14 protein-coding genes are annotated in these 20,109 nt (G+C 67.3%); 11 read left to right on the forward strand and 3 right to left on the reverse strand.

The window, feature by feature from the left end:
* The first annotated feature begins 12 nt into the window (after positions 1 to 12).
* The 10 genes from ACLB90_RS06090 (at position 13) to ACLB90_RS06135 (ending at position 12,938) form a co-directional block, all read left to right on the forward strand.
* On the forward strand, positions 13 to 1,338 hold the full coding sequence (locus ACLB90_RS06090; RefSeq protein WP_411852709.1) for a CitMHS family transporter: 1,326 nt from the start codon (positions 13 to 15) through the stop codon (positions 1,336 to 1,338).
* Between the two features lie 21 nt (positions 1,339 to 1,359).
* A complete protein-coding gene (gene phbB, locus ACLB90_RS06095) occupies positions 1,360 to 2,100 on the forward strand; it encodes an acetoacetyl-CoA reductase (protein WP_411852084.1) in 741 nt (246 codons plus the stop codon).
* 249 nt (positions 2,101 to 2,349) lie between these two features.
* Positions 2,350 to 4,881 carry a type VI secretion system Vgr family protein gene (locus ACLB90_RS06100; protein ID WP_411852085.1) on the forward strand — a complete coding sequence of 844 codons (2,532 nt, stop codon included), beginning with the start codon at positions 2,350 to 2,352 and terminating at the stop codon, positions 4,879 to 4,881.
* Positions 4,878 to 5,765 carry a DUF4123 domain-containing protein gene (locus ACLB90_RS06105; protein WP_411852086.1) on the forward strand — a complete coding sequence of 296 codons (888 nt, stop codon included), beginning with the start codon at positions 4,878 to 4,880 and terminating at the stop codon, positions 5,763 to 5,765. Before ACLB90_RS06100 ends, ACLB90_RS06105 begins: the two co-directional genes overlap by 4 nt.
* Positions 5,755 to 7,320, forward strand: a complete 1,566-nt coding sequence (locus ACLB90_RS06110) for a DUF3304 domain-containing protein (protein ID WP_411852087.1) — start codon at positions 5,755 to 5,757, stop codon at positions 7,318 to 7,320. Before ACLB90_RS06105 ends, ACLB90_RS06110 begins: the two co-directional genes overlap by 11 nt.
* Before the next feature lie 26 nt (positions 7,321 to 7,346).
* Positions 7,347 to 8,609 carry a DUF3304 domain-containing protein gene (locus ACLB90_RS06115; protein ID WP_411852088.1) on the forward strand — a complete coding sequence of 421 codons (1,263 nt, stop codon included), beginning with the start codon at positions 7,347 to 7,349 and terminating at the stop codon, positions 8,607 to 8,609.
* Positions 8,610 to 8,673: 64 nt separating this feature from the next.
* Positions 8,674 to 10,578, forward strand: coding sequence for a T6SS phospholipase effector Tle1-like catalytic domain-containing protein (locus ACLB90_RS06120; protein WP_411852089.1), 1,905 nt, complete (start codon positions 8,674 to 8,676; stop codon positions 10,576 to 10,578).
* The gene (locus ACLB90_RS06125) at positions 10,575 to 12,149 is read left to right on the forward strand and encodes a hypothetical protein (protein WP_411852090.1); all 1,575 of its coding nucleotides are present in this window, start codon (positions 10,575 to 10,577) and stop codon (positions 12,147 to 12,149) included. The genes ACLB90_RS06120 and ACLB90_RS06125 overlap by 4 nt, the downstream gene beginning before the upstream one ends.
* Positions 12,146 to 12,649, forward strand: coding sequence for an META domain-containing protein (locus tag ACLB90_RS06130; RefSeq protein ID WP_411852091.1), 504 nt, complete (start codon positions 12,146 to 12,148; stop codon positions 12,647 to 12,649). The genes ACLB90_RS06125 and ACLB90_RS06130 overlap by 4 nt, the downstream gene beginning before the upstream one ends.
* A gap of 28 nt (positions 12,650 to 12,677) precedes the next feature.
* Positions 12,678 to 12,938, forward strand: coding sequence for a PAAR domain-containing protein (locus ACLB90_RS06135; protein WP_411852092.1), 261 nt, complete (start codon positions 12,678 to 12,680; stop codon positions 12,936 to 12,938).
* Between the two features lie 85 nt (positions 12,939 to 13,023).
* Here ACLB90_RS06135 and ACLB90_RS06140 read toward each other — a convergent pair whose 3' ends face one another.
* The 3 genes from ACLB90_RS06140 to rsgA form a co-directional block, all read right to left on the reverse strand.
* Positions 13,024 to 15,315: a TonB-dependent receptor gene (locus ACLB90_RS06140; RefSeq protein ID WP_411852093.1), complete on the reverse strand. Its 2,292-nt coding sequence runs from the start codon at positions 15,313 to 15,315 to the stop codon at positions 13,024 to 13,026.
* A gap of 136 nt (positions 15,316 to 15,451) precedes the next feature.
* Positions 15,452 to 16,693 (reverse strand): flavohemoglobin expression-modulating QEGLA motif protein, encoded by a 1,242-nt coding sequence (locus ACLB90_RS06145; protein ID WP_411852094.1) that lies wholly within the window; start codon positions 16,691 to 16,693, stop codon positions 15,452 to 15,454.
* Between the two features lie 875 nt (positions 16,694 to 17,568).
* On the reverse strand, positions 17,569 to 18,660 hold the full coding sequence (gene rsgA, locus ACLB90_RS06150) for a ribosome small subunit-dependent GTPase A (protein ID WP_411852095.1): 1,092 nt from the start codon (positions 18,658 to 18,660) through the stop codon (positions 17,569 to 17,571).
* A 173-nt stretch (positions 18,661 to 18,833) separates the two neighbouring features.
* On the opposite strand from rsgA, the gene ACLB90_RS06155 reads away from it, so the two are divergent.
* On the forward strand, positions 18,834 to 20,108 hold the full coding sequence (locus ACLB90_RS06155) for a pyridoxal phosphate-dependent aminotransferase (protein ID WP_411852096.1): 1,275 nt from the start codon (positions 18,834 to 18,836) through the stop codon (positions 20,106 to 20,108).
* Position 20,109: the final 1 nt, after the last annotated feature.

Raw genomic sequence — 20,109 nt, forward strand, 5'->3', positions numbered from 1 at the left:
AGTCCGCAGATGATGCTGAGCATCCTCGGCTTTGGCATGGTCATTACGTTCATGTACTTGATCATGAGCAAACGACTGTCGCCGCTGGTCGCCCTGATCACCATCCCGATCGTGTTCGCCATCATCGGCGGCTTCGGCGCGGGCATCGACGAGATGATGCTGGAAGGCATCAAGAAGATCGCGCCCACCGGCGTGATGCTGATGTTCGCCATCCTGTACTTCGGGGTGATGATCGATGCGGGCCTGTTCGACCCGCTGGTGCGGGTGATCCTGCGCATGGTCAAGGGCGATCCGATGAAGATCGTGCTCGGCACCGCCGCGCTGGCGATGCTGATCTCGCTGGATGGCGATGGCTCCACCACCTACATGATCACCGTGTCGGCGATGCTGCCGCTGTACCAGCGGCTGGGCATGAACGCTTTGAACATGACCTGCGTGACCATCCTCGCCGGCGGCGTGATGAACCTGACCCCGTGGGGCGGCCCCACCGCGCGGGCGGCGACCGCGCTGCACGTGGACCCGGCCGACGTGTTCGTGCCGCTGATTCCGGCGATGGTGCTGGCGTGTGCGTCGGTGCTGCTGCTGGCCTGGTACCTGGGCCTGAAGGAGCGCCGCCGGCTCGGCGTGGTCAGCCTGCCCAAGGGCGGCTCGTGGATGGATGCCAGCGTCTCCGACGATGGCGCCCTGCCCACCCTGGACGATGCCGAAGACACCAAGCGTCCCAAGCTGCTGTGGGTGAACCTGGCGCTGACCCTGGCGCTGATGACCGCGCTGGTGCTGGGCGTGCTGCCGATGCCGGTGCTGTTCATGGTCGGCTTCGCCATCGCGCTGGTGATCAACTACCCGAACCTGGCCGAGCAGCGCCGCCGCGTGGTCAACCATGCCGGCAACGTGCTGTCGGTGGTGTCGCTGATCTTCGCCGCCGGCATCTTCACCGGCATCCTCAACAACACCGGCATGGTGGAGGCGATGTCGCACAGCTTCCTGGCGGTCATCCCGGATGCATGGGGCCCATACCTGGCGGTGATCACCGCGCTGGCATCGATGCCGTTCACCTTCTTCATGTCCAACGACGCGTTCTACTTCGGCGTGCTGCCGATCCTCTCCGAGGCCGCCGGCAACTACGGCATCACCCCGGTGGAAATGGCGCGCGCCTCGCTGGCCGGCCAGCCGGTGCACCTGCTCAGTCCGCTGGTGCCGTCCACCTATCTGCTGGTGGGCCTGGCCAAGGTCGAGTTCGCCGACCACCAGAAGTTCACGCTCAAGTGGGCGGTGATGGTCTCGCTGGTGCTGATGTTCGGCAGCCTGCTGTGCGCCCTGTACCCCTTCGCCGCCTGACCCTTATCCAGGAGATTCGCCATGACCCTTCGCATCGCGTACGTGACCAGTGGCATGGGCAGTGTCGGCACCGCCATCTGCCAGAAGCTGGCCCGCAACGGCCACACCGTGGTGGCTGGCTGCGCCCCGAACTCGCCGCGCAAGTCGGCCTGGCTGCGCGAGCAGCGTGAGCTGGGCTTCGATTTCATCGCCTCCGAGGGCGATGCCACCGACTGGGCATCGACCGTAGCCGCCTTCGCCAAGGTCAAGGCCGAAGTCGGCGAGATCGACGTGCTGGTCAACAATGCCGGCGGCAGCCGCGACGTGCTGTTCCGGCAGATGAGCCAGGACGACTGGAACGCGGTGATGGGCTCCAACCTGCATGCGCTGTTCAACATCACCAAGCAGGTGATCGACGGCATGAGCACGCGGGGCTGGGGACGCATCGTCAACATCGGCTCGGTGAGCGCGCACAAGGGCCAGATCGGCCAGGTCAACTTCGCCACCGCCAAGGCGGCGATGCATGGCTTCAGCCGTGCGCTGGCCAACGAAGTGGCCACCCGCGGCGTCACCGTCAACACCATCTCGCCGGGCTACATCGCCAGCCAGGCGATCAGCAGCTTCCCGCCGGACGTGCTCGACCGTCTCGCCGGCTCCGTGCCGATCCGCCGCCTGGGCAAGCCGGAGGAAGTGGCCAGCCTGTGCGCATGGCTGGCCTCGGATGACGCGGCCTACGTGACCGGCGCCGACTACGCGGTCAACGGCGGCCTGCACATGTTCTGAGTCCGCCGGAACGTCGCGGTGCGCTGCACCGTGGCGTTCCTGGGTCGTGCAGCAGTGCATCACGCGGGATGATGCGCATCGCTGACGGCCGTATTCGTGGTTCTCATCGGTGTTGATCGCACACATCTATCGGAATCTACGCCATCTTTTGAATCTCGCCTGCGTATCGACGCTATTGCCTCTGTCAGCGGCGGCGGAGCATTCATAGACTCGTTGCACGGCCTTCAATGGCGTAACAACGAGCACCCGATGACGCAATGGAACGCATCGTCCGAGCAGTGGACGTCCCTTCATCGTCTGATCGACCTGCACTGGGGCAGCGCAGGCGCACCGTTCGCCCTCCTCGCGCAGTGCATCGATTTCCGCGATGCGCTCAATACCGATTTCACCCTCACCGTGCACTGCCTTGTGCCCGGCACGGAGGGCGACATCAGCGCACTGCCGGGCCGGGTGGTCGGTGTCGGCATCACCACGGCGGGCGGCGGACGGCGCTGGCTCAATGGCATCATCCACGCCGTCCGCCGCACCGGCATGCACGCAGGCCAGACCCGCATCGTGCTGCAGGTCGGCTCGGCGCTGGCGCTGCTCGAGCAACGTCGCGCCTGCCGGGTATTCCAGGACCTGAGCGTGCCGGAGATCGTGACCACGCTGCTGGACGAGCATCGGCAGCACAACGCCTGCCTGGCCACCGCCTTCGACTGCACACAGCACCTGCTGCACGCGCATCCGGCGCGTTCCTACTGCGTGCAGTTCAACGAGAGCGACCGGGCGTTCATCGACCGGCTGCTGGCCGAGGAAGGCATCAGCTACCGCTTCGGGTTCAACATCGCACAGGGTCAGCCACGCCATGTGCTGTGCCTGACCGACACCCCCCTGTTCGACCCGGACCGCACCGTCGCCCTGCCCTACCGTGCCGAGCGCCACGACGACGACCGCGACACCCTGCAGCACTGGCAGGCCTGTCAGCGCCTGGCGCCCGCCGCCGTGGCGCTGTCCAGCTACGACTACGCCAGCGCACGACCGCTGCACGGCAGCGACGACAACGCGCAGCCGCTCGACGATCCGGCGCGCACCGCCACGGCCGGGCTGGAGGACCACCGTGCCGAGACGCTGTACTACGCCGGCAGCACGCAGGAACTGGTGCGCTACAGCCAACTGCGCATGCAGGCGCGCGAACTGCGCTCGCGCACCTGGCGTGGCGAAGGCGGACTGCGTGCGCTGGCCACCGGCGACACGGTGACCATCGAGGGCCATCCGGCGCACGCAACCCTGGACGTGAACGCACGCAGCTTCCTGGTCAGCGGCGTGCACCTGCAGGCCTGCAACAATCTGCCCGCACTGCTCGAGGTTGATCCAGATGCGCCGCCCGATGACCTTCTGCAGCCCGGCCAATGCCGCACCCGCTTCCGTGCGCTTCCGCACGACCAGCCGCTGGTGCCCGAGTACGCCGACCGCCTGCACCATCCCACCGCCACCGGGCCGCAGACCGCCACCGTGGTGGGCCCACCGGGCGAGACCGTGCACACCGATGCGCTCGGCCGCATCCGCATCCGTTTCCATTGGCAGCGTGCCCAGGATCGCGTTGATGGCGATGACGCCGATCAGGCGCATGCATCCACCTGGATACGGGTCGCCCTGCCCAGCGCGGGCGACGGGTTCGGCCACCAGTTCCTGCCGCGCATCGGCCAGGAAGTGCTGGTGGACTTCCTCCACGGCGACATGGACCGTCCGGTGGTCGTCGGCGTGCTGCACAACGGCCGGCATGCGCCGCCGCAGTTCACCGGCGCCGGACAGCTGCCCGGCAACCGTGCGCTGTCGGGCATCCAGTCGCGCGAGCATGGCGGCAACGCGCATGCCGAGCTGGTGTTCGACGACAGCCGCGGTGAGGTCGGTGCGCGTCTGCGCGCCAGCCCGCACGACAGCGCACTGCACCTGGGGCAGCTCACCACGCCGCGCCGGGACGGCCAGGCGCAGCCGCGCGGCAGCGGTGCCGAGCTGCGCACCGATGCCGCACTGGCCCTGCGCTCGGCGCACGGCCTGCTGCTGAGCAGCCACGGCCGCATGCAGGCGCAGGGCCATCAGCTGGACCAGCAGGAGCTGCTGGGGCTGCTCGACACCTGCCGGCAGGTGTTCGAGCAGCTCGCCACCCTGGCCACCGACCAGCAGGCCGGCACCGCCAGCGCGACATCGCAGCACACCCTCGCAGAGGCGCTGCAGGCGTGGACCGGCGATGGAGATGGCGGCCAGGCCCCGGTCATCGCCGTGTCCGCCGCTGCCGGGCTGGTTACCGCCACGCCGGCATCGCAGCTGCACGTCAGCCGTGGCCAGCACGACGTCGTCGCCGGCACCCACCTGCAGCACACCAGTGGCGAACGCATGCACCTGCAGGCCGGCCAGGGCCTGTCCCTGCACGCCCGCGACGGCGGCATCACCGCCGTTGCCAATGCCGGCCCTGTGCAGCTGCAGTCGCGCGGCGACCAGATCCAGGCGCACGCGCTGCAGGGCATGCAGCTCAGCGCCGAGAACGGCGAGATCGTCATTGCCGCGCCGGTGATCCGGCTGGTCGCCGCCGACGGCAGCTTCCTGCGCATCGGCGGCGGCGTCACCGGCGGCAGCGATGGGGCCATCCGCCTCCACGGCGCCCGCCATGACTGGGACGGCCCGCAGACCGAGCACTGGTCGCGTGCACTGCCCCAGGCAGCGGCCCCGGTCTGTCTGCCCTGCCTGGCCCAGGCCGCGCTGCTCGGCAGCTACCGCGTGAACCTGACGGAGGCCGCATGAACCCGTTGCCGCCGGCCTGCCACGCGCTGGTCGTGAATCCCTCCCTGCATGCGTACGTTCTGATCGACGGCGCGGCGCAGCGCCACATCGCCCGGCGGCTGGCCCGGCACGCGCCGCAGGCCATCGCCCTGTTCGCCGACCTGTCCACCGCCGCGCAGTCGATGGGCCCGTGGCTGTTGCCTGCCAACGACGCCGGCGCGCATGGGATCGACGGCAGTGCGCCGGGCGTGAACTGGCTGGCCAGCGAGGCATCCGCAGACGAGATCGCCGATCACCTGCGCGACTGGATGCGTGAGGGCGATCGCAACAGCCCGCACTACACCCGGCTGGGCGACGGCCGCGTGCTGCGCGCGGCGATGGACGTGTGGACGCCCGCCCAGCGCGCCGCGTTCTGCGCGCCGTGGCGCGGCTGGTGGCTGGCCGACCGCGACGGCCGTGCGATGGCGTTGGACCTGCCTGCGCCCTCGTCGCCCGCACCCGGCGATGCCGGCCGCCCCGGCTGGAGCGACGCGCAGCATCACGCGATGCGGCAGCACGGCCTGGCCGACGCGCTGATCCAGCCGCTGAAAGGCGTGATCCGCCTCGCCCCAAGCCTGCGCGGCCGGGAAGCCCGCCACGCGCTCGCCGCGCACACCCTGACGCTGGCCGTCGCGCAGGGCTATACCGACGCCACCGACCAGAGCAGCTGGATTGCCTGGGCGCTGCAGCGCGGCCACTGCTCTGACGGGATCAGCGCACACCCTGCTCACGCGCAGGGGCTGCGTGGAGAGGCGCTCTGGGTGGCATTGACCGGCGACGCGGAAGCCGCCGTCCCCCTACCGCCGGATGTTGCTGAAGGGGCAGCGGCAGCGACGCCAGCCGAGGAGGTTCGCGATGACGCATGACGCCGGGCCGGATAGGCCGGATGGAGCCGATGACGGCGATCTGCGCGCACTGCTGTGGTTCGTCGCGGACTGCGTGGTGACCGTGCTGTTCACTGCTGCGCTGTGGCAGGCAAGCGGCGCGAGAAGCGAAGAGCTACTGTTCCGAGAAGCCTTCATGCGCATCGTGCCACTGATGATGTTGCTGTTCGTCAACGGCGCCCGACGCCTCATCCGCAACTACCATCGCGGATGTTTCCAGCGCCTTCCGGCAGTGCAGTGTGTGGCTGCTCCCTGGATGGTGGCGATGTCCTACATACAGGTCTGGTGCGTTGCGTCTACCGGGTCGGATCTGCCGGACAATCCCGACGCCCTGTACTTCGTTGCCGCCCCGATGACCGTAGGCGCAGCCCTTGCGTACACCATGCTAGCCGGCAAGCTGCGCGGGGTTGCCAACCCGGACAAAGAGGGTGATGCGCAGCGGTCTATTTCCCAATCGTGGCAAACCACGCCTCAGGAACCAACTTCCAGAGAGCCGAATGACGTCACCGATGATCAGACCAGCATGACAGACGAAGATCTGCGGGGGAGATTGTGGTGGCTTCTGGATAGTGCGACCGCAGCGTTCATCGTCTACGCGATGGTCTCGATACTGCCTGCGTTCTCACCAAGAGCACGTCCAGGAGGCGTCTATCCACGTGGCGAAGATCCCGCAACGTTCGCAGTAATGATGTGGATCGCGATGTTCGTGGTTTCCAATGGGATGAGGCGCGTAATCCGCAGCGCATCCACGTTGACCACCGAACAGGCAGCGATAGCCCAGACGGCCTGCGGCGGATGGTTCGCCGCACTGATTCTCGTCGTCCAACATCTCTATTACGTACAGCCCTACGGGCGGTACCTGCTGCCGCTCACCACCACACTCATGATGATCCCCGTCACGCTGATCATCGGGGCGTTGTACTACAGCGCCCGCACCGAAGCAGAGGTAGAAACGCGGCCCCCCGGTCTGGAGGAGACTCCGGACGGCGTAGTGGCTGAGCAGGCACGGAAGCCCATCCAATGGAGCAACCTTGCGTGGACAGGCATCGTGCTTGGGTTCGTCGTACTGATCGCAATAGGTCAGGCAAGGACGAAGCCTCCCGAGGCAGCCTTGGATAGGCGGTTCAGCACCAGCCTGACATCGATGGATTACGAGCCCACAGACACCTTCGTGCATCCGGTGTATGTCGACGGGGGTGGGGGCGATAGCGCGGGCACCGGCGGCAGCACGGCACTGCGTGCAATCAGCTTGCCGGTTCGCTGGCACCCGGGGCTGACTGTGCGTGTCAAATGGCAGCGATGCAAGGCTTTTTACGCGGACAACCCTCAGACAGAGGAACAGGCGTGCCGTTGGGTGGAAAAGCACGTTCCCGTCCACCCCTATACCGACGTCGGCTCAACGACCGTCCACCTGTTTGCCGACGACCAGATACTTGTGATTCCGGCCATGCTCGGTCCGCGTCACGAGGACTACCCAGGGTCTCCCCCTCCTTACAAGAACTTCTACGAAAAACGGGGCATTGGCCACGATGAGTGAACCTTCGCCCCTGCAGGAGTCGCGTCATGACACATGAACCAATCCCAGACAAACCCGATGCACGCGGCACGCGCAGCGGCCATTTCACTGAACAGGATGCGGACACGGCCAATGGAGCCGATGACGGCGTTCCGCGCGCCTTAGCCTGGTTCGTCGCGGACTGCGTGGTGACGGCACTGCTCACGGCCGCGCTATGGCAAGCAAGCTATGCGAAGGGAGACGATGGCATAGGACCATCCAATTTCCCGCTGGTCATGCCCCCTATGCTGCTCCTCTTCGTCAATGGCCTCCGACGCGTCGTCCGCAACTACCATCGCATGACGTTCCAGGGCTTGCCATTGGTCCAGTGCGTCGTTGCCCTCTGGGTGGCTGTGATGTTCTACCTGTTTGCCTGGAGCGTTGACTCGACAGGCTGGGGCGTAATGATCGCCCCCATACTTGTCTATGTCGCCGCCTACCCGCTGGCAGTATGCGCGGGCCTTCTCTATGCACTTCTTGACGCGATGCTGCGGCGCGCCGTCAGAGCGACACCCGTCGTCGCTGTCGAATCAACGGACGAAGCACCTGCCACGGTAGCGGAGCGCGTAGCGACTGAAACGAAAGAGGCCTCCCCCTACAAGCGGTACTCACTGACCCGATGCACTAGACGTCAGGACGCCATCCGGCATGTTCCCGCAACGCTGGATACTGATCTGCACCCGCCCTCATCCGGGGAGCCAGGTCCTTCTGCGGACAAGGCAAGCAGTCCGACCCAGTCAACCAACCGTGGTCCATCCATTCAACGCTACTTCTGGATAGGTTTCGTACTGCTCTTCGCCGCGGCCGGTGTCTACCACCGCCTCCACTCCGAGCTCGTAGAGGATCCGCCAACCCAGGTCGGCGGCAGCCTGACGTCGATGGACTACGAGCCTTCTGACACCTTTGTGCGACCGGTTTATGTCAACGGTCGCGGCGGCGACAGCGCGGGCACGGGAGGCAGCACAGTACTCAGTGCAATCAGCCTGCCCGAACGGTGGCATCCGGGCCTGACCGTGCGCGTCAAGTGGAGACGCTGCAGGGCGTGGTATGCCGGCATGACGGAAGCGGAAGATGAGCTCTGTCGCTGGATGGAGAAGGACGTTCCCGTCCATCCGTACACCTATGTTGGCCGAACTTGGCTGCACATCTTCGCGGATGACCAGGTGCTGGTGATCCCCGCGATGATGTCCCCTCGCCACCCTGACTATGCAGGCGCCTCGCCGCCATACAAGAACTTCCACGAGAAACGGGGCATTGGTAACGATGAATGAATTTGCCTTTCTTCCGGAGGGCGCACCAGCAACACGCCCTTCCCCTCCATCCAGCACATTCAATATGAATACCGATGAATCGTGTTGTCTCAATATCCAGTTCTCGATCTTCTTTGATGGAACGCGGAATCATAAAGATGAGGACAAAGCCGCTGGCTCCCACAGCAATGTCGCGAGACTCTTCGATGCTTGCCGGGAGAAGGATGAGGTTGGCGAATTTCGCCTCTACGTACAGGGTGTAGGCACACCGTTCCCCGAGATTGGAGAACATGAGCCTCATGAAGACGGCGCTAAAGAAGGCAAGAATGGCGATCTGCGAATGCGGTACGCGTTCCTTTTCATGGCGAATGAAATCGCCCGGCTTCTTTACGGCGAGGTCCTTGTAAAAGATACCGTCCGAGAGATCGCCCGTACCGTCGAAGATGAAGAGATCATCAGGGTCTGGCGGCTACGGATCGAGAATATGCTGGCCACCCCAAAAACTGCAGCCCCCCGAATATCCACAATCACGCTTGACGTATTCGGGTTTTCGCGTGGCGCGACGGCGGCACGGGCATTCGTGAATCATCTTGTAGAGTGGGCAGGTGACGGATTGCCAGAGGTCTGCGGAATTCCACTGCGGGTGCGCTTCATGGGCTTGTTCGACACGGTAGCGTCGGTGGAGATCGCGGACTCCATGCCGCTGCCGGCCGACGGCCACTTAGATTGGGCTGAGCCCAGGTACATGGTGATCCCTGCGTTTGTGGAGCAGTGTGTGCACATGGTGGCCGGGCACGAGGCGCGCAACTCGTTTCCCTTGACAAGCATCTCGGCCTCCCGCGAGCAAGCACCCAAGCGACTGGAGATAATTTATCCCGGCGTCCATGCCGATGCCGGCGGCGGCTATGGCCCAGCTTCCCAAGGCAAGGGAACCGACAGGGGTAGCCACGGCATTCGTCAGCAACAGGGGGACCTCCTCTCGCAGATTCCCTTGAACGACATGTATGAGAGAGCCAGAGCTGCCGGGGTTCCCTTGATTTCCCGTGAGGAGCTGTCCCGCAGCACTTCCGGTCCATTCTTCACCATCTCTCCGGAGCTACGGCGCACGTACGACGCCTACCAGAAGACGTTGGAGCAGCACGGCGCTGGTGGCTCCCTCCTTCGGCTGCTGCATCTCCACTATCTCGATTACATCGGTTGGCGTAGGCAGGTGCTGCCCCGCCCCACGTTCATCACATTACCTTTCATGGGCCACTGCAAGCGAACGCAGGTGCAGGACCATATCAACCTCGACCAGTCCAATGTCGAGTTGATCGTCTATCTTGACGTGTTCAAGGATTCGGTGAAGCGCGCCCAGGTGCATGGCAGGCGTGCGATTGGCTTACCAGCATTTCTTCATCGCGAGCACGCCTGCATGGAGATGTACGATCGATACTGGAGTTCTTCTCCAAAGCCATGCGACGCCTTGCGAAGTTTGCTTGTGCAGTACGTCCATGACTCGCGCGCAGGCTTCGTGTTGACAGATCCTCAATGCGAGCGTGACTACAAGAACATGCATGACCATCTCGAAACTCTTGACGCGCAGTACCGAGAGGACCTGCGTGCGGTGAGTAAAGACCGGCAGGAGGCATATCAACGCGCCCTTGAGGCCCATACAGACTTTGTTCCGACTGGCTGGCAGCAAACACGACCACCCAAACCACGGCCCCTCCTCGAAGACCCGCTGAACGCGGAAGACCGGAAGGCACTCGCCATTTTTCGCGCCGGTGGGAGGCCAATTTTCACCGATGCCAAACCTGCGTCGGCAATGGATGGGAAGGCGGATGCTCTGGATCTGATAGCAAAGGTCTCTCGTCGTGAGGTCCGCTGGAGCTATCTACGTCGACGTCAGGTCTTTCGGCCGATACCTGAAGGCCGCGACAATGCCCGCGGCAAAGCTGCCTCAATTGGCCAGTCCCAGCGCCTCCGCTACGAGGACGGCCTCACATGATCCCGCACGCGCTCCTCCGACCGGCGTTCTTCCTGCTGTGGGCACTCTGGTCGCTGCTGATGGGCTGGTACGCCGTCGATGATGACCAACTCGCTTCGCCTGCACAGGCGCTGGGCCCGTGGCTGGCGGGCAGCATCGCGCTGGGTGCGCTGTTCCTGCTGGTGGCGGCGCTGATCAAGGTGCTTCAGGAGATGCGCGCCGGCGCGCGCGGCATCACACCGCTGCGCGCTGCGGGTTCGCCATCGCTGGCCTTGCCCGTCACGGGCCCGGCGGATGCACCCACCGCATCGGCGCCCACTGCCCCGGTGCTTCAGATCCGCGCGTGCTACGCGCGCCTTGCGCGGCAGACACCCGATGCCGTGGTGGCCCTGCTGGACGACTCGAGGGCCGCGCGCCCGGTACTGACCGCGCACGCCGAGGACCCGGCGGCGCGCCTGGCCGAGCGCGGCATGGCGATGCAGGTGCAGTTGGCGCAGGGAATGGAGATGCTGGACGCCGCCCTGCCCGATGCCGCGCCGGTGGCCATGTTCACGCTGGCCCCCACGCTCACCCGCCACAGCCGTTACGCCGCAATGGAGTGGCCGGGCTTGATGGCCAGCCAGTCCGACGCGCCCGGCGCGCTGCTGCTGCGCGAGCTGGACCTCAACGGCCCGTCGCTGGCGCCGGTGCTGCAGGCGCTGTTCGCCCGCTTCACGGCGTCGCCGCGGTTGTGCAGTGCCGTGCTGCTGAGCCTGGAGGGCCGGCTGATCCGAGGGCGGTACCAGCGCCCCCGGGATGACGAGCCCGAGGATCCGGTGGACGAGAGCATGGTGCTGATGTGGATCACCCGCACCGAGGTGCCCGACGCGATACGGCGCGACGCAGTGGAGCCGGACACCCCGGCGGCGCAGCATGCGCGGCAGCCGTACGCGTGGTTCCGCGAGGAACTGGCGGCTTACACGGCGCTGGCCCCGCACGAGCCCGAAGCGCAGGTGCACGCCGCGGCGTTCATCACATCGCTGTTGCCGGTGCTCCGCGAAGAGGGGACCGCGCAGGCCCAGCGACTGGGCAACGATCCGTGGTATCCGGTGCCGTGGACCCGGCAGCAGATCACCCTTCAGGAGGCCGCGCCCGTGCTGGGCACGCTGTATCCGCCCCGCTGTGTCGCCCTGCGCGGTGAGGATGGCGAGGCGTTGTCGCCGCGCGCGCAGGAGGCCGCCATTGCCGAGGCGTGGCAGGCCCTGCACGCCGCGCTGCCCGAGGCCGCCCGCCCGCGCTGCGTCTGGTACGACAGCCGTGCCGATGTCGATGCGGCCATCGCCCTGCGCATGGCATTGCGCGGGCTCGCGGACCCGCTCGACCTGGACGATCCACGCGTGGGCATCGACCTGGCCACGCGCGTGGGTGCGCTCGGCGGTGGCAGCGGCGCCGCCGCCCTGGCGTTGGCGCTGGCCAGCGGCAAGGCCGGCACGGCCGTCATCGTCGACGACGCCGGCAGCCTGCTGCTGCAGCCCATCGTGCCCGCACCGCAGCCCGATGCCACGGACACCGCGTCCGCCCTGTCCCGCCAGCCCGATCTGGAGCACCCATGACCGCTCGCCTCGCCCTGCCCCTCCTGCTGCTCTCGGTGGCCGCACTGACAGCCTGCCAGGAGCCCTACGAACTGACGAACAGGTGGGAGACCTGGCCCACCACGCCCGAACCCCCGCAACCGCTGCTGGGCACGGTGTGGAAGCTGCACGACCTGCCCGCCACTGCCGACAAGGCCGCAACCGTGGTACCGCCGGATTCGCACGTGGGCTTCATCATTCTCGAAGCCGACGGCCGGCACCTTATCGGCTATGCCGGCTGCCAGCCGATGACCGCGCTGTACCGCCAGCAGGGCATGCAGTTGACGGTGGACGGGCTGGCACGCACCGGCTCGCGCTGCCACAAGGAGCGGTTCGATGACGTGGGCGACCGCTTCGCCGCTGCGCTGAGCGGGGCCACCGGCTACCGGATGGCCGAGGACGACGCCCTGCTGCACATCCTGCACGGGGACACCGTGACCGCGACGCTGATCTATCGCACGCCGCCCAAGGACTCATGGTGACGCGGGCGGGCCGCAGGCGGCGGCGAGCATGAAGCACCCTGTGTGCCTGGGCGATCCCACCAGCGGCGGTGGCGAGGTGGTGCAGTGCCAGGGCAGCGGGCGCATCGACGGCGCGACGATCGCGGTGGTGGGCGACCTGGCCACCTGCGCGCTGCACCCGGGCCGGCATGCCTTCGTGGAAGGCTGCGCGCGGGTGCGGATGAACGGCGCACCGGTGGTGCGCGACGGTGACCGGCTGGCCTGCGGCTGCCGCGGTGTGGCCCGCCATGCGCGGCGCGTGCGCGTCTGAACGCAGCAGGGCCGCGCGGCGGGATTCCGTGCGGCCTTGGCGGGGCCGCCGACCGGGGTCGGCGGCTACCGGTGTGGCGCGGCGGTCAGAACTCGGCGCCGAGGGTCAGGAACACCTGGCGCGGGGCGCTGGCGTGGATCGCGTAGCGGGTGCCGGTGGGGTCGGTCGGAGCGAACGAACTGAGCTGGCCGGCGTAGCGCTTGTTGGTCAGGTTGGTGGCGTTGAGCGATACCTTGACGTCACGCAGGCCCATGCCCGGACCGAACGAATAGCCCATGCCGGCATCGAAGGTGGTCACACCCGGCACCGACTGGTCGTTGGTGTAGGTGTAGTAGCGCTTGCCGGTGTACTTGGCGCGCAGGCTGGCGAAGAAGCCGTCGCGGTTCCAGCTGATCTCGCTGGAGGCCATGCGCTGCGGGGTATCGACGGTGATCTTGCCGGCCACCGGCACGATCGCGCCACCGGAGGTGTAGTTGTCTTCGTAGGTGGTCTTGTTCCAGGAGAGCGCGTTGTACCACTGCAGGCCGTCAATCGGCTTGAGGATGAAGGTCAGCTCGGCGCCGCGGCTCTTGACCGACCCGACGTTGATGAAGCGCGTGATGCACTCCGGACGCGTGCCCACTTCGATGCTGGTGCACGGGTTGAGCGACAGCAGACGGTTGTCGAACATCACGTGGTAGGCGGCGATGGAGGCCTGGTACTTCTCGCCGAAGGTGCGGAAGCCTGCTTCCAGGGTCTTGGACTTCTCCGGATCCAGCCCGGCGCTGGCCGCGAAGGATTCCGGCGACACCTGCAGCGGGCCGCCGCTGCCGCCGCCGACGAAGGCGGCGATGTTCTCCGAGTAGGACGCGAACAGCTCCTGGTTCGGGGTGAGCTTGAAGCCGATACCGGCCTGCGGCAGCACCGATTCCTTGGCGGTCAGCGTACCGGAGGCATAGCTGGCCTCGGTGCCGGGCTTGGCATTGGCGGTCATGCGCGTGTTCGGGCTCTTGACGCCCACGTCCACGGTCAGGCGGTTGTCCAGGAAGCGCATGCGGTCCTGCACGTAGAACTGGCGCGTGCGGATGTCGAAGTCCTGGTCGAACAGGCGACGGTCGGGGTGGTTGAGGTAGCCGTCATCCAGGAACGGGCCGGTGATGTAGTAGAAGTTGCGCTCGACATTGTGGTCGTTGCGCTCGTACCACAGGCCAGCTTCGAGTTCGTGCAGGCCCCACTGCCAGCTCAGCGCGGCGGTGATGCCCTGGCGGTTGATGGTGTAGTTGGTGCTGCGGATGGAGATCGGCAGCGCCTGCGGCGTGCCCGGGTTGGACGGCTGGCCCGGTGCCCACCAGTGGCCCTGGCCACGGTTTTCATGGTGGTAGCCGAGCAGCTTCAGGCGGGCGGTATCGCCCAGCGCGAGGTCGGCATCGAGCGAATAGAGATTGTCATCGCGCAGCGCGCGGCTCTGGTAGTACGCGTCGTCGATGCTGTTGACGTCGCCGCTGAAGGCGCACTTCTGCGCGTTGTAGGTGCCCGGCGCACAGTACGCCGCGGCCACGGCGCGGTCCCAGTCCGGCGCGTAGATGTTCCAGTCCCAGCCCAGCCCACGCGCGAGCATGCTCTTGGACAGGTAGGCGTAGTTGGCCTGGCTCGCCCGCGACGTGGCGACGAAGGCGCCGAAGCGGTTGTCGCCGACATTCCACACCGCCTTGGCATTGAACTGGCGGGTGGTCTGGTTCTGGTTCGGCTCGGCCCACATGTCCGCATCCTGGTGGACGCCGGAGACGTAGGCGGAGAAGCCGTTGATGTCGCCGGTATCCACGCGCAGGTAGCCGCGCCGCTGGTTGTCGTCGCCCACGGTCACGCTGGCACGGCCACCGAACTCGGTGGACGGGTCCTGCGAGAAGTACTGGATGGTGCCGCCGAGGTTGCTGGTGGAGGCCACACCCAGTGAACCGATGCCCTGCGACAGCTCGGCACCGGCCAGGTTCTCGGCGATCAACGCGCGGGCGATGCTCAGGCCGTTGTAGTTGCCGTAGCTGTTGTCGCCGAGCGGGATGCCATCCAGCGTGTAACCCAGGCGGCTCTTGTCGAAGCCGCGCAGGCTGATCGTCTGCGATTCCTCGTTGGCGCCGAAGGCATCGTTGGACTGCACCGACACGCCGGGCAGGCGGTCGAGGATCTTCTGGCCGCTGGTGCCCGGCGGCAGCACTTCCTTGTCCACGGCGGTGATGCGCTGCACCTGGCGGGTTTCGCCCTGGCCGATCACCGATACGGTGTCGAGGGTCTGCGCGCTGAGCGCAACGTTGGCGTCGGTGTTGGCGTCTACATCGGCGGCGTGGGCATTGGCAGCGCACAGCGCGATCGCAACGGCGATCGTCAGGGGTCGGGTAAGCATGTTGATCCGTTACATGTGGGGTGGTCACCGGCGTGATGCAGGTGCGTGACCATCATGCGAGCGGAACATGAAAGCATTCTTACGCCACGCGCCGCTTCCGATGAAGTGCGACGCAGTTTGGAAAATCTGGCGTGCGTTACTCGGTGGCCAGCTGGTCCATGCGGATGCGGTTGGCGAACAGCGAGAACGCGAGCATGCCGGCAAGGCCGTTGGCCCGGCTGACCCAGTGCGGCAGCCAGCGCGGCGGGCGCAGGATGCCCTCTTCGAACAGCGGCGCGAACGCGATGGCATCGGTGAGCGACATCTTGCCGGCGAACAGCCAGCGGCACACCTGCAGGCGGTCTTCGGCCAGCATGTGGCGGAAGAAGGTATGCACCGACACGAGGCCGCGCAGGTACACGGTGTCCTTGGTGAACGCCGCGCCGCCGCTGGGCGGTACCCCGCGGAACACGCGCTGGGCCGATGCGAAGCTTTCTTCGTTGTTCTGGCCGGCGTCGCAGAAGTAGCGGAACACCTGGATGAAGTCGGCGCCCTCGCGCGCCATCGCGATCGCCTCGGTGCGCAGGCTGATGCGCTTGAGCCGTTCGATGTCGATGCTGCCGGTGATCTGCTCGGCGAACGTGGCCAGCCCTTCCTGGGTGGCGGTGACGCGCGGCGACGACAGCGCCAGGCTGGGCAGGTGCGGCTGTTCGCGGCCGTTGAGCGCGGTGAGCGAGTGCACCAGGGCTTCGTGGTGGAACAGCTGCGCGCGATCATAGGCGCTGAAGCGCGCGCTGGTGCGCAGGCGGATGCGGGTGGGGCCGGCGGCGGCCTTGGAGATCAGCTCCGGGTCGAGCTGCACGGTGATGATGCGCGATTCGAAGAACGCATCCAGATCGCTCTGCAGCTGCAGTTGCAGCGCGGTGGCGGAGACCGGCACCTGTTCTTCCGGGGCGAGCAGTTCGTGGTCCAGTTCCTGGGCGATCTGGATGAAGTGGCGGGCCGCATCGCGGGTGCTGGGGCCGTGGCCGGGCAGCGGTTGCTCGGGCGCGCCGAACAGTTCCACGGAGTAACGGTCGACGGCGGCGGTGCCCAACGATTCGAGCAGGCCGGCGGCCTGGTCCCAGCTGTGCGCCGAGCGCTGCACGTACAGCCCGATGGGATGGGAGGGATCGCACTGGGCGCTGATCGCGGCAAGCGCGCGCCGGGTGTCGCCGAAATCCAGGCGGGGGTAGTCCACCTGCGGCAGCACCGGCTGCCCGCGCGCCACGCTGGCCAGAAACGGCGCCTGCAGCGCCGCAGGCCAACTGGTCAGGCCCAGCAGCTTGATGCCGGCCACGGCCTCCACCAGCTGCGCGTCGAGCGCCGTGTGGTGGGCCACATCACGATCCACGGTCATGGGTGTGTCCATGAGGCGGACATTAGCAGGGTCCGGGCATGGGCTGCGGCATCACCGGGCCGGGTAGCGCATTGTAGAGCCGGCTTCTAGCCGGCTGGCGCGCGGGGCGTGGGGGTATCGGTGGCCGGAGTAGAGCAGCCGACTAGAAGTCGGCTCTACGGGGCGCAGCGCGGGCTGCCTTGTAGAGCCGGCTTCTAGCCGGCTGTCGCGCGGAGCGCGGGGGTTGTCGGTGGCCGGAGCAGAGCAGCCGACTAGAAGTCGGCTCTACGGGGCGTAGCGCGCGCTGCCCTGTAGAGCCGGCTTCTAGCCGGCTGGCGCGCGGAGCGCGGGGTTGTCGGTGGCCGCAGGAGAGCAGCCGACTAGAAGTCGGCTCTACGGGGCGCAGCGAGCGGTGGCTGCTTTGTAGAGCCGGCTTCTAGCCGGCTGTCGCGCGGGGCGTGGGGTTGGTCGGTGGCCGTATGGAGAGCAGCCGACTAGAAGTCGGCTCTACGGGGCGCAGCGCGCGCTGCCTTGTAGAGCCGGCTTCCAGCCGGCTGGCGCGCGGAGCGCAGGGGGTGTCGGTGGCCGGAGGAGAGCAGCCGACTGGAAGTCGGCTCTACGGGGCGCAGCGTGCGGTGGCTGGTAGAGCCGGCTTCTAGCCGGCTGTCGCGCGGAGCGCGGGGTTGTCGGTGGCCGTAGGAGAGCAGCCGACTAGAAGTCGGCTCTACCGGTGCGAGCGGTGGCTGCTTTGTAGAGCCGGCTTCTAGCCGGCTGCCGCGCGGAGCGCGGGGGGTGTCGGTGGCCGTATGGAGAGCAGCCGACTAACAGTCGGCTCTACCGAGCGCGGGGCACGGGGGGCGGTGGCTGCGCGGAGCGCAGCCGACCAACGGTCGGCTCTACCGCTTCTTGCCGGGGGGGCGCCACTGCGCGCCCTTGCCGACGTGCTTGCGCTCGATGGCCTGCTGGGCCTGGCGGACGGCGAGCTTGGCGGCGGCGGCGGCGACTTCGTCCTTCAGTTTGAAGTAGTTGAGCAGGCGTTCTTCGTCGAGGTCGCCGGCCTCGATGGCGGCGCGCACGGCACAGCCCGGTTCGCGCTGGTGCGCGCAGTCGCGGAAGCGGCACTGGGCGGCCAGCGCTTCCACGTCGGCGAAGCCGCCTTCACTGAGCGCTTCCTCGCCGGTCGGCTTGAGTTCGCGCATGCCGGGGGTGTCGATCAGGCAGGCACCCGCCGGCAGCGGGATGAGCGCGCGGTGGGTGGTGGTGTGGCGGCCGCGCGAGTCGTTCACGCGCACATCGGCGGTCTTCATCCGCTCCTCGCCCAGCAGCGTGTTGGTCAGCGTGGACTTGCCCGCGCCCGACGAACCGACCAGCACCACGGTGCGGCCCGCGCCCAGCCACGGCAGCAGCGCTGCGGCACTGGCCGGGTCCTTGCCGTTGATCGCCAGCAGCGGGATGTTCTGTGCCGCCAGTTCCTCCAGCACGGCCAGGGCATCCTCGCTGTACTCGGTCTGGTCGGCCTTGGTCAGCACCACCACCGGCTGCGCGCCGCCACCGCCGACCAGCAGCAGATAGCGCTCGATCCGGCGCGGATTGAAGTCCGCATCCAGCCCGCAGACGATGAACACCGTATCGATGTTGGCCGCGATCACCTGCTGGTGGTAGTGCTCGCCCGCCGCACCGCGCTTGATCGCAGTGCGCCGCGGCAGCAGGGCCACGATCTTGATGCCGTCCAGCAGCACCCAGTCGCCAACGGCGGCACGTTCGTGGCTGGGGAAGCGCGGACGCTGCCACTCGGCCGGGGATTCGGTGCGGATCGCGGCGTCGGGCACATCGGCAACGATGTAGCCGGTGCGGTGCTGCTCGATCACCCGGCCCGGGCGGGCCTGCGGGTGCTCGTCGAACAGGGCCTGCCAGGCGGGCAGCTCGGGGGCGCCGGCCCAGGGCCAGCCCATCGTCTGCAGGGCGCGGTAATCGGTGGTGTGGGTCATCGGGGCCATTCTAGAGGGTGCAGCGCGTCGGCGTCGCCAGCGCAGGTAGCCCCCTGCCCCCGCAGCGGCCGGCAACTGCCTGCCAGCATTGGGAAACAGGTCCCGAAACGCTTGCCCTGCAACGCAGCATTTCCGCTACCATGCGATTTCCAAGCCCGAACCACGGCCCAGTCATGTCCACACCCCCGCTGAAGCCGCTCGCCACCCGCGAGCGCCTGTCCGAAGTCCGCTACGAGATCCGGGGCGAACTGGCGCGGCGAGCGCGGGAGCTGGAGGCGCAGGGCCGCAAGCTGATCAAGCTCAACATCGGCAACCCCGGCAACTTCGGTTTCCGCGCCCCCGAGCACCTGCAGCGGGCCATTGCCGACGACATGGGCCGGACCGACCCGTACACCCACCAGCAGGGGCTGCCCGAAGCCCGCGAGGCCATCGCCGCCGCGTACGCCCGGCGTGGCGCGCCCGACGCGCATCCGGACCGGGTATTCATCGGCAACGGCGTCAGCGAGCTGATCGACCTGTCGCTGCGCGCCCTGCTCAATCCCGGCGATGAAGTACTGGTGCCCTCGCCCGACTACCCGCTGTGGTCGGCTGCCACCATCCTCAATGACGGCCGGCCGGTGTACTACCGCTGCGCGCCGGAGAACGGCTTCCAGCCGGACCCGGTGGAAATCGAATCGCTGGTGTCCTCGCGCACCCGCGCGATCGTGCTGATCAATCCGAACAATCCCAGCGGTGCCAGTTACTCCAAGGCGCTGCTGGAACGCATCGTGGCCATCGCGGCAAAGCACAACCTGCTGCTGATGGTCGATGAGATCTACGACCAGATCCTGTACGACGGCGCCGAGTTCCACGCGGTGGCCCCGCTGGCCGGCGATCATCCGTGCATCACCTTCAGCGGCCTGAGCAAGGTGCACCGCGCCTGTGGCTGGCGGGTGGGCTGGGCGATGCTGTCCGGCGCATCCGAGCGCCTGGGCGAGTTCCGCGCGGCGATGGACCTGCTCAGTGCGCTGCGCCTGTGCGCCAACGTGCCGGGCCAGTATGCGATCGACGCGGCGGTCAACGGGCCGGACACCATCTCGGCGCTGTGCGCGCCCGGCGGCCGCCTGTACGAAACCCGCCGCGCGGTGATCGAGGCCTGTAACGCCAGCGAGCACCTGTCGCTGGTGGCCCCGGCCGGTGCGCTGTACGCCTTCCCGGCCGTGGTCGGGCCGGCCGCGCGCAGCTTCGACGACCATGACTTCGCGCTGGAACTGATGAACGAGGAAGGCGTGCTGGTGGTGCCGGGCTCCAGCTTCAACGTGCCGTACCGCCACCATTTCCGCGTCACCCTGCTGCCCGAGCCCGAGGTCATGCGCGACGTCTTCGGCCGCATCGACCGGGCCTTGGCGCGCCGCGCCGAGGCCAACACCAAAGTGGTGCCGCTGAAGCCGCGCAGCGCGGTGGCCTGAG

The organism is Stenotrophomonas sp. LGBM10, assembly GCF_046736075.1.
Lineage (GTDB): Bacteria > Pseudomonadota > Gammaproteobacteria > Xanthomonadales > Xanthomonadaceae > Stenotrophomonas.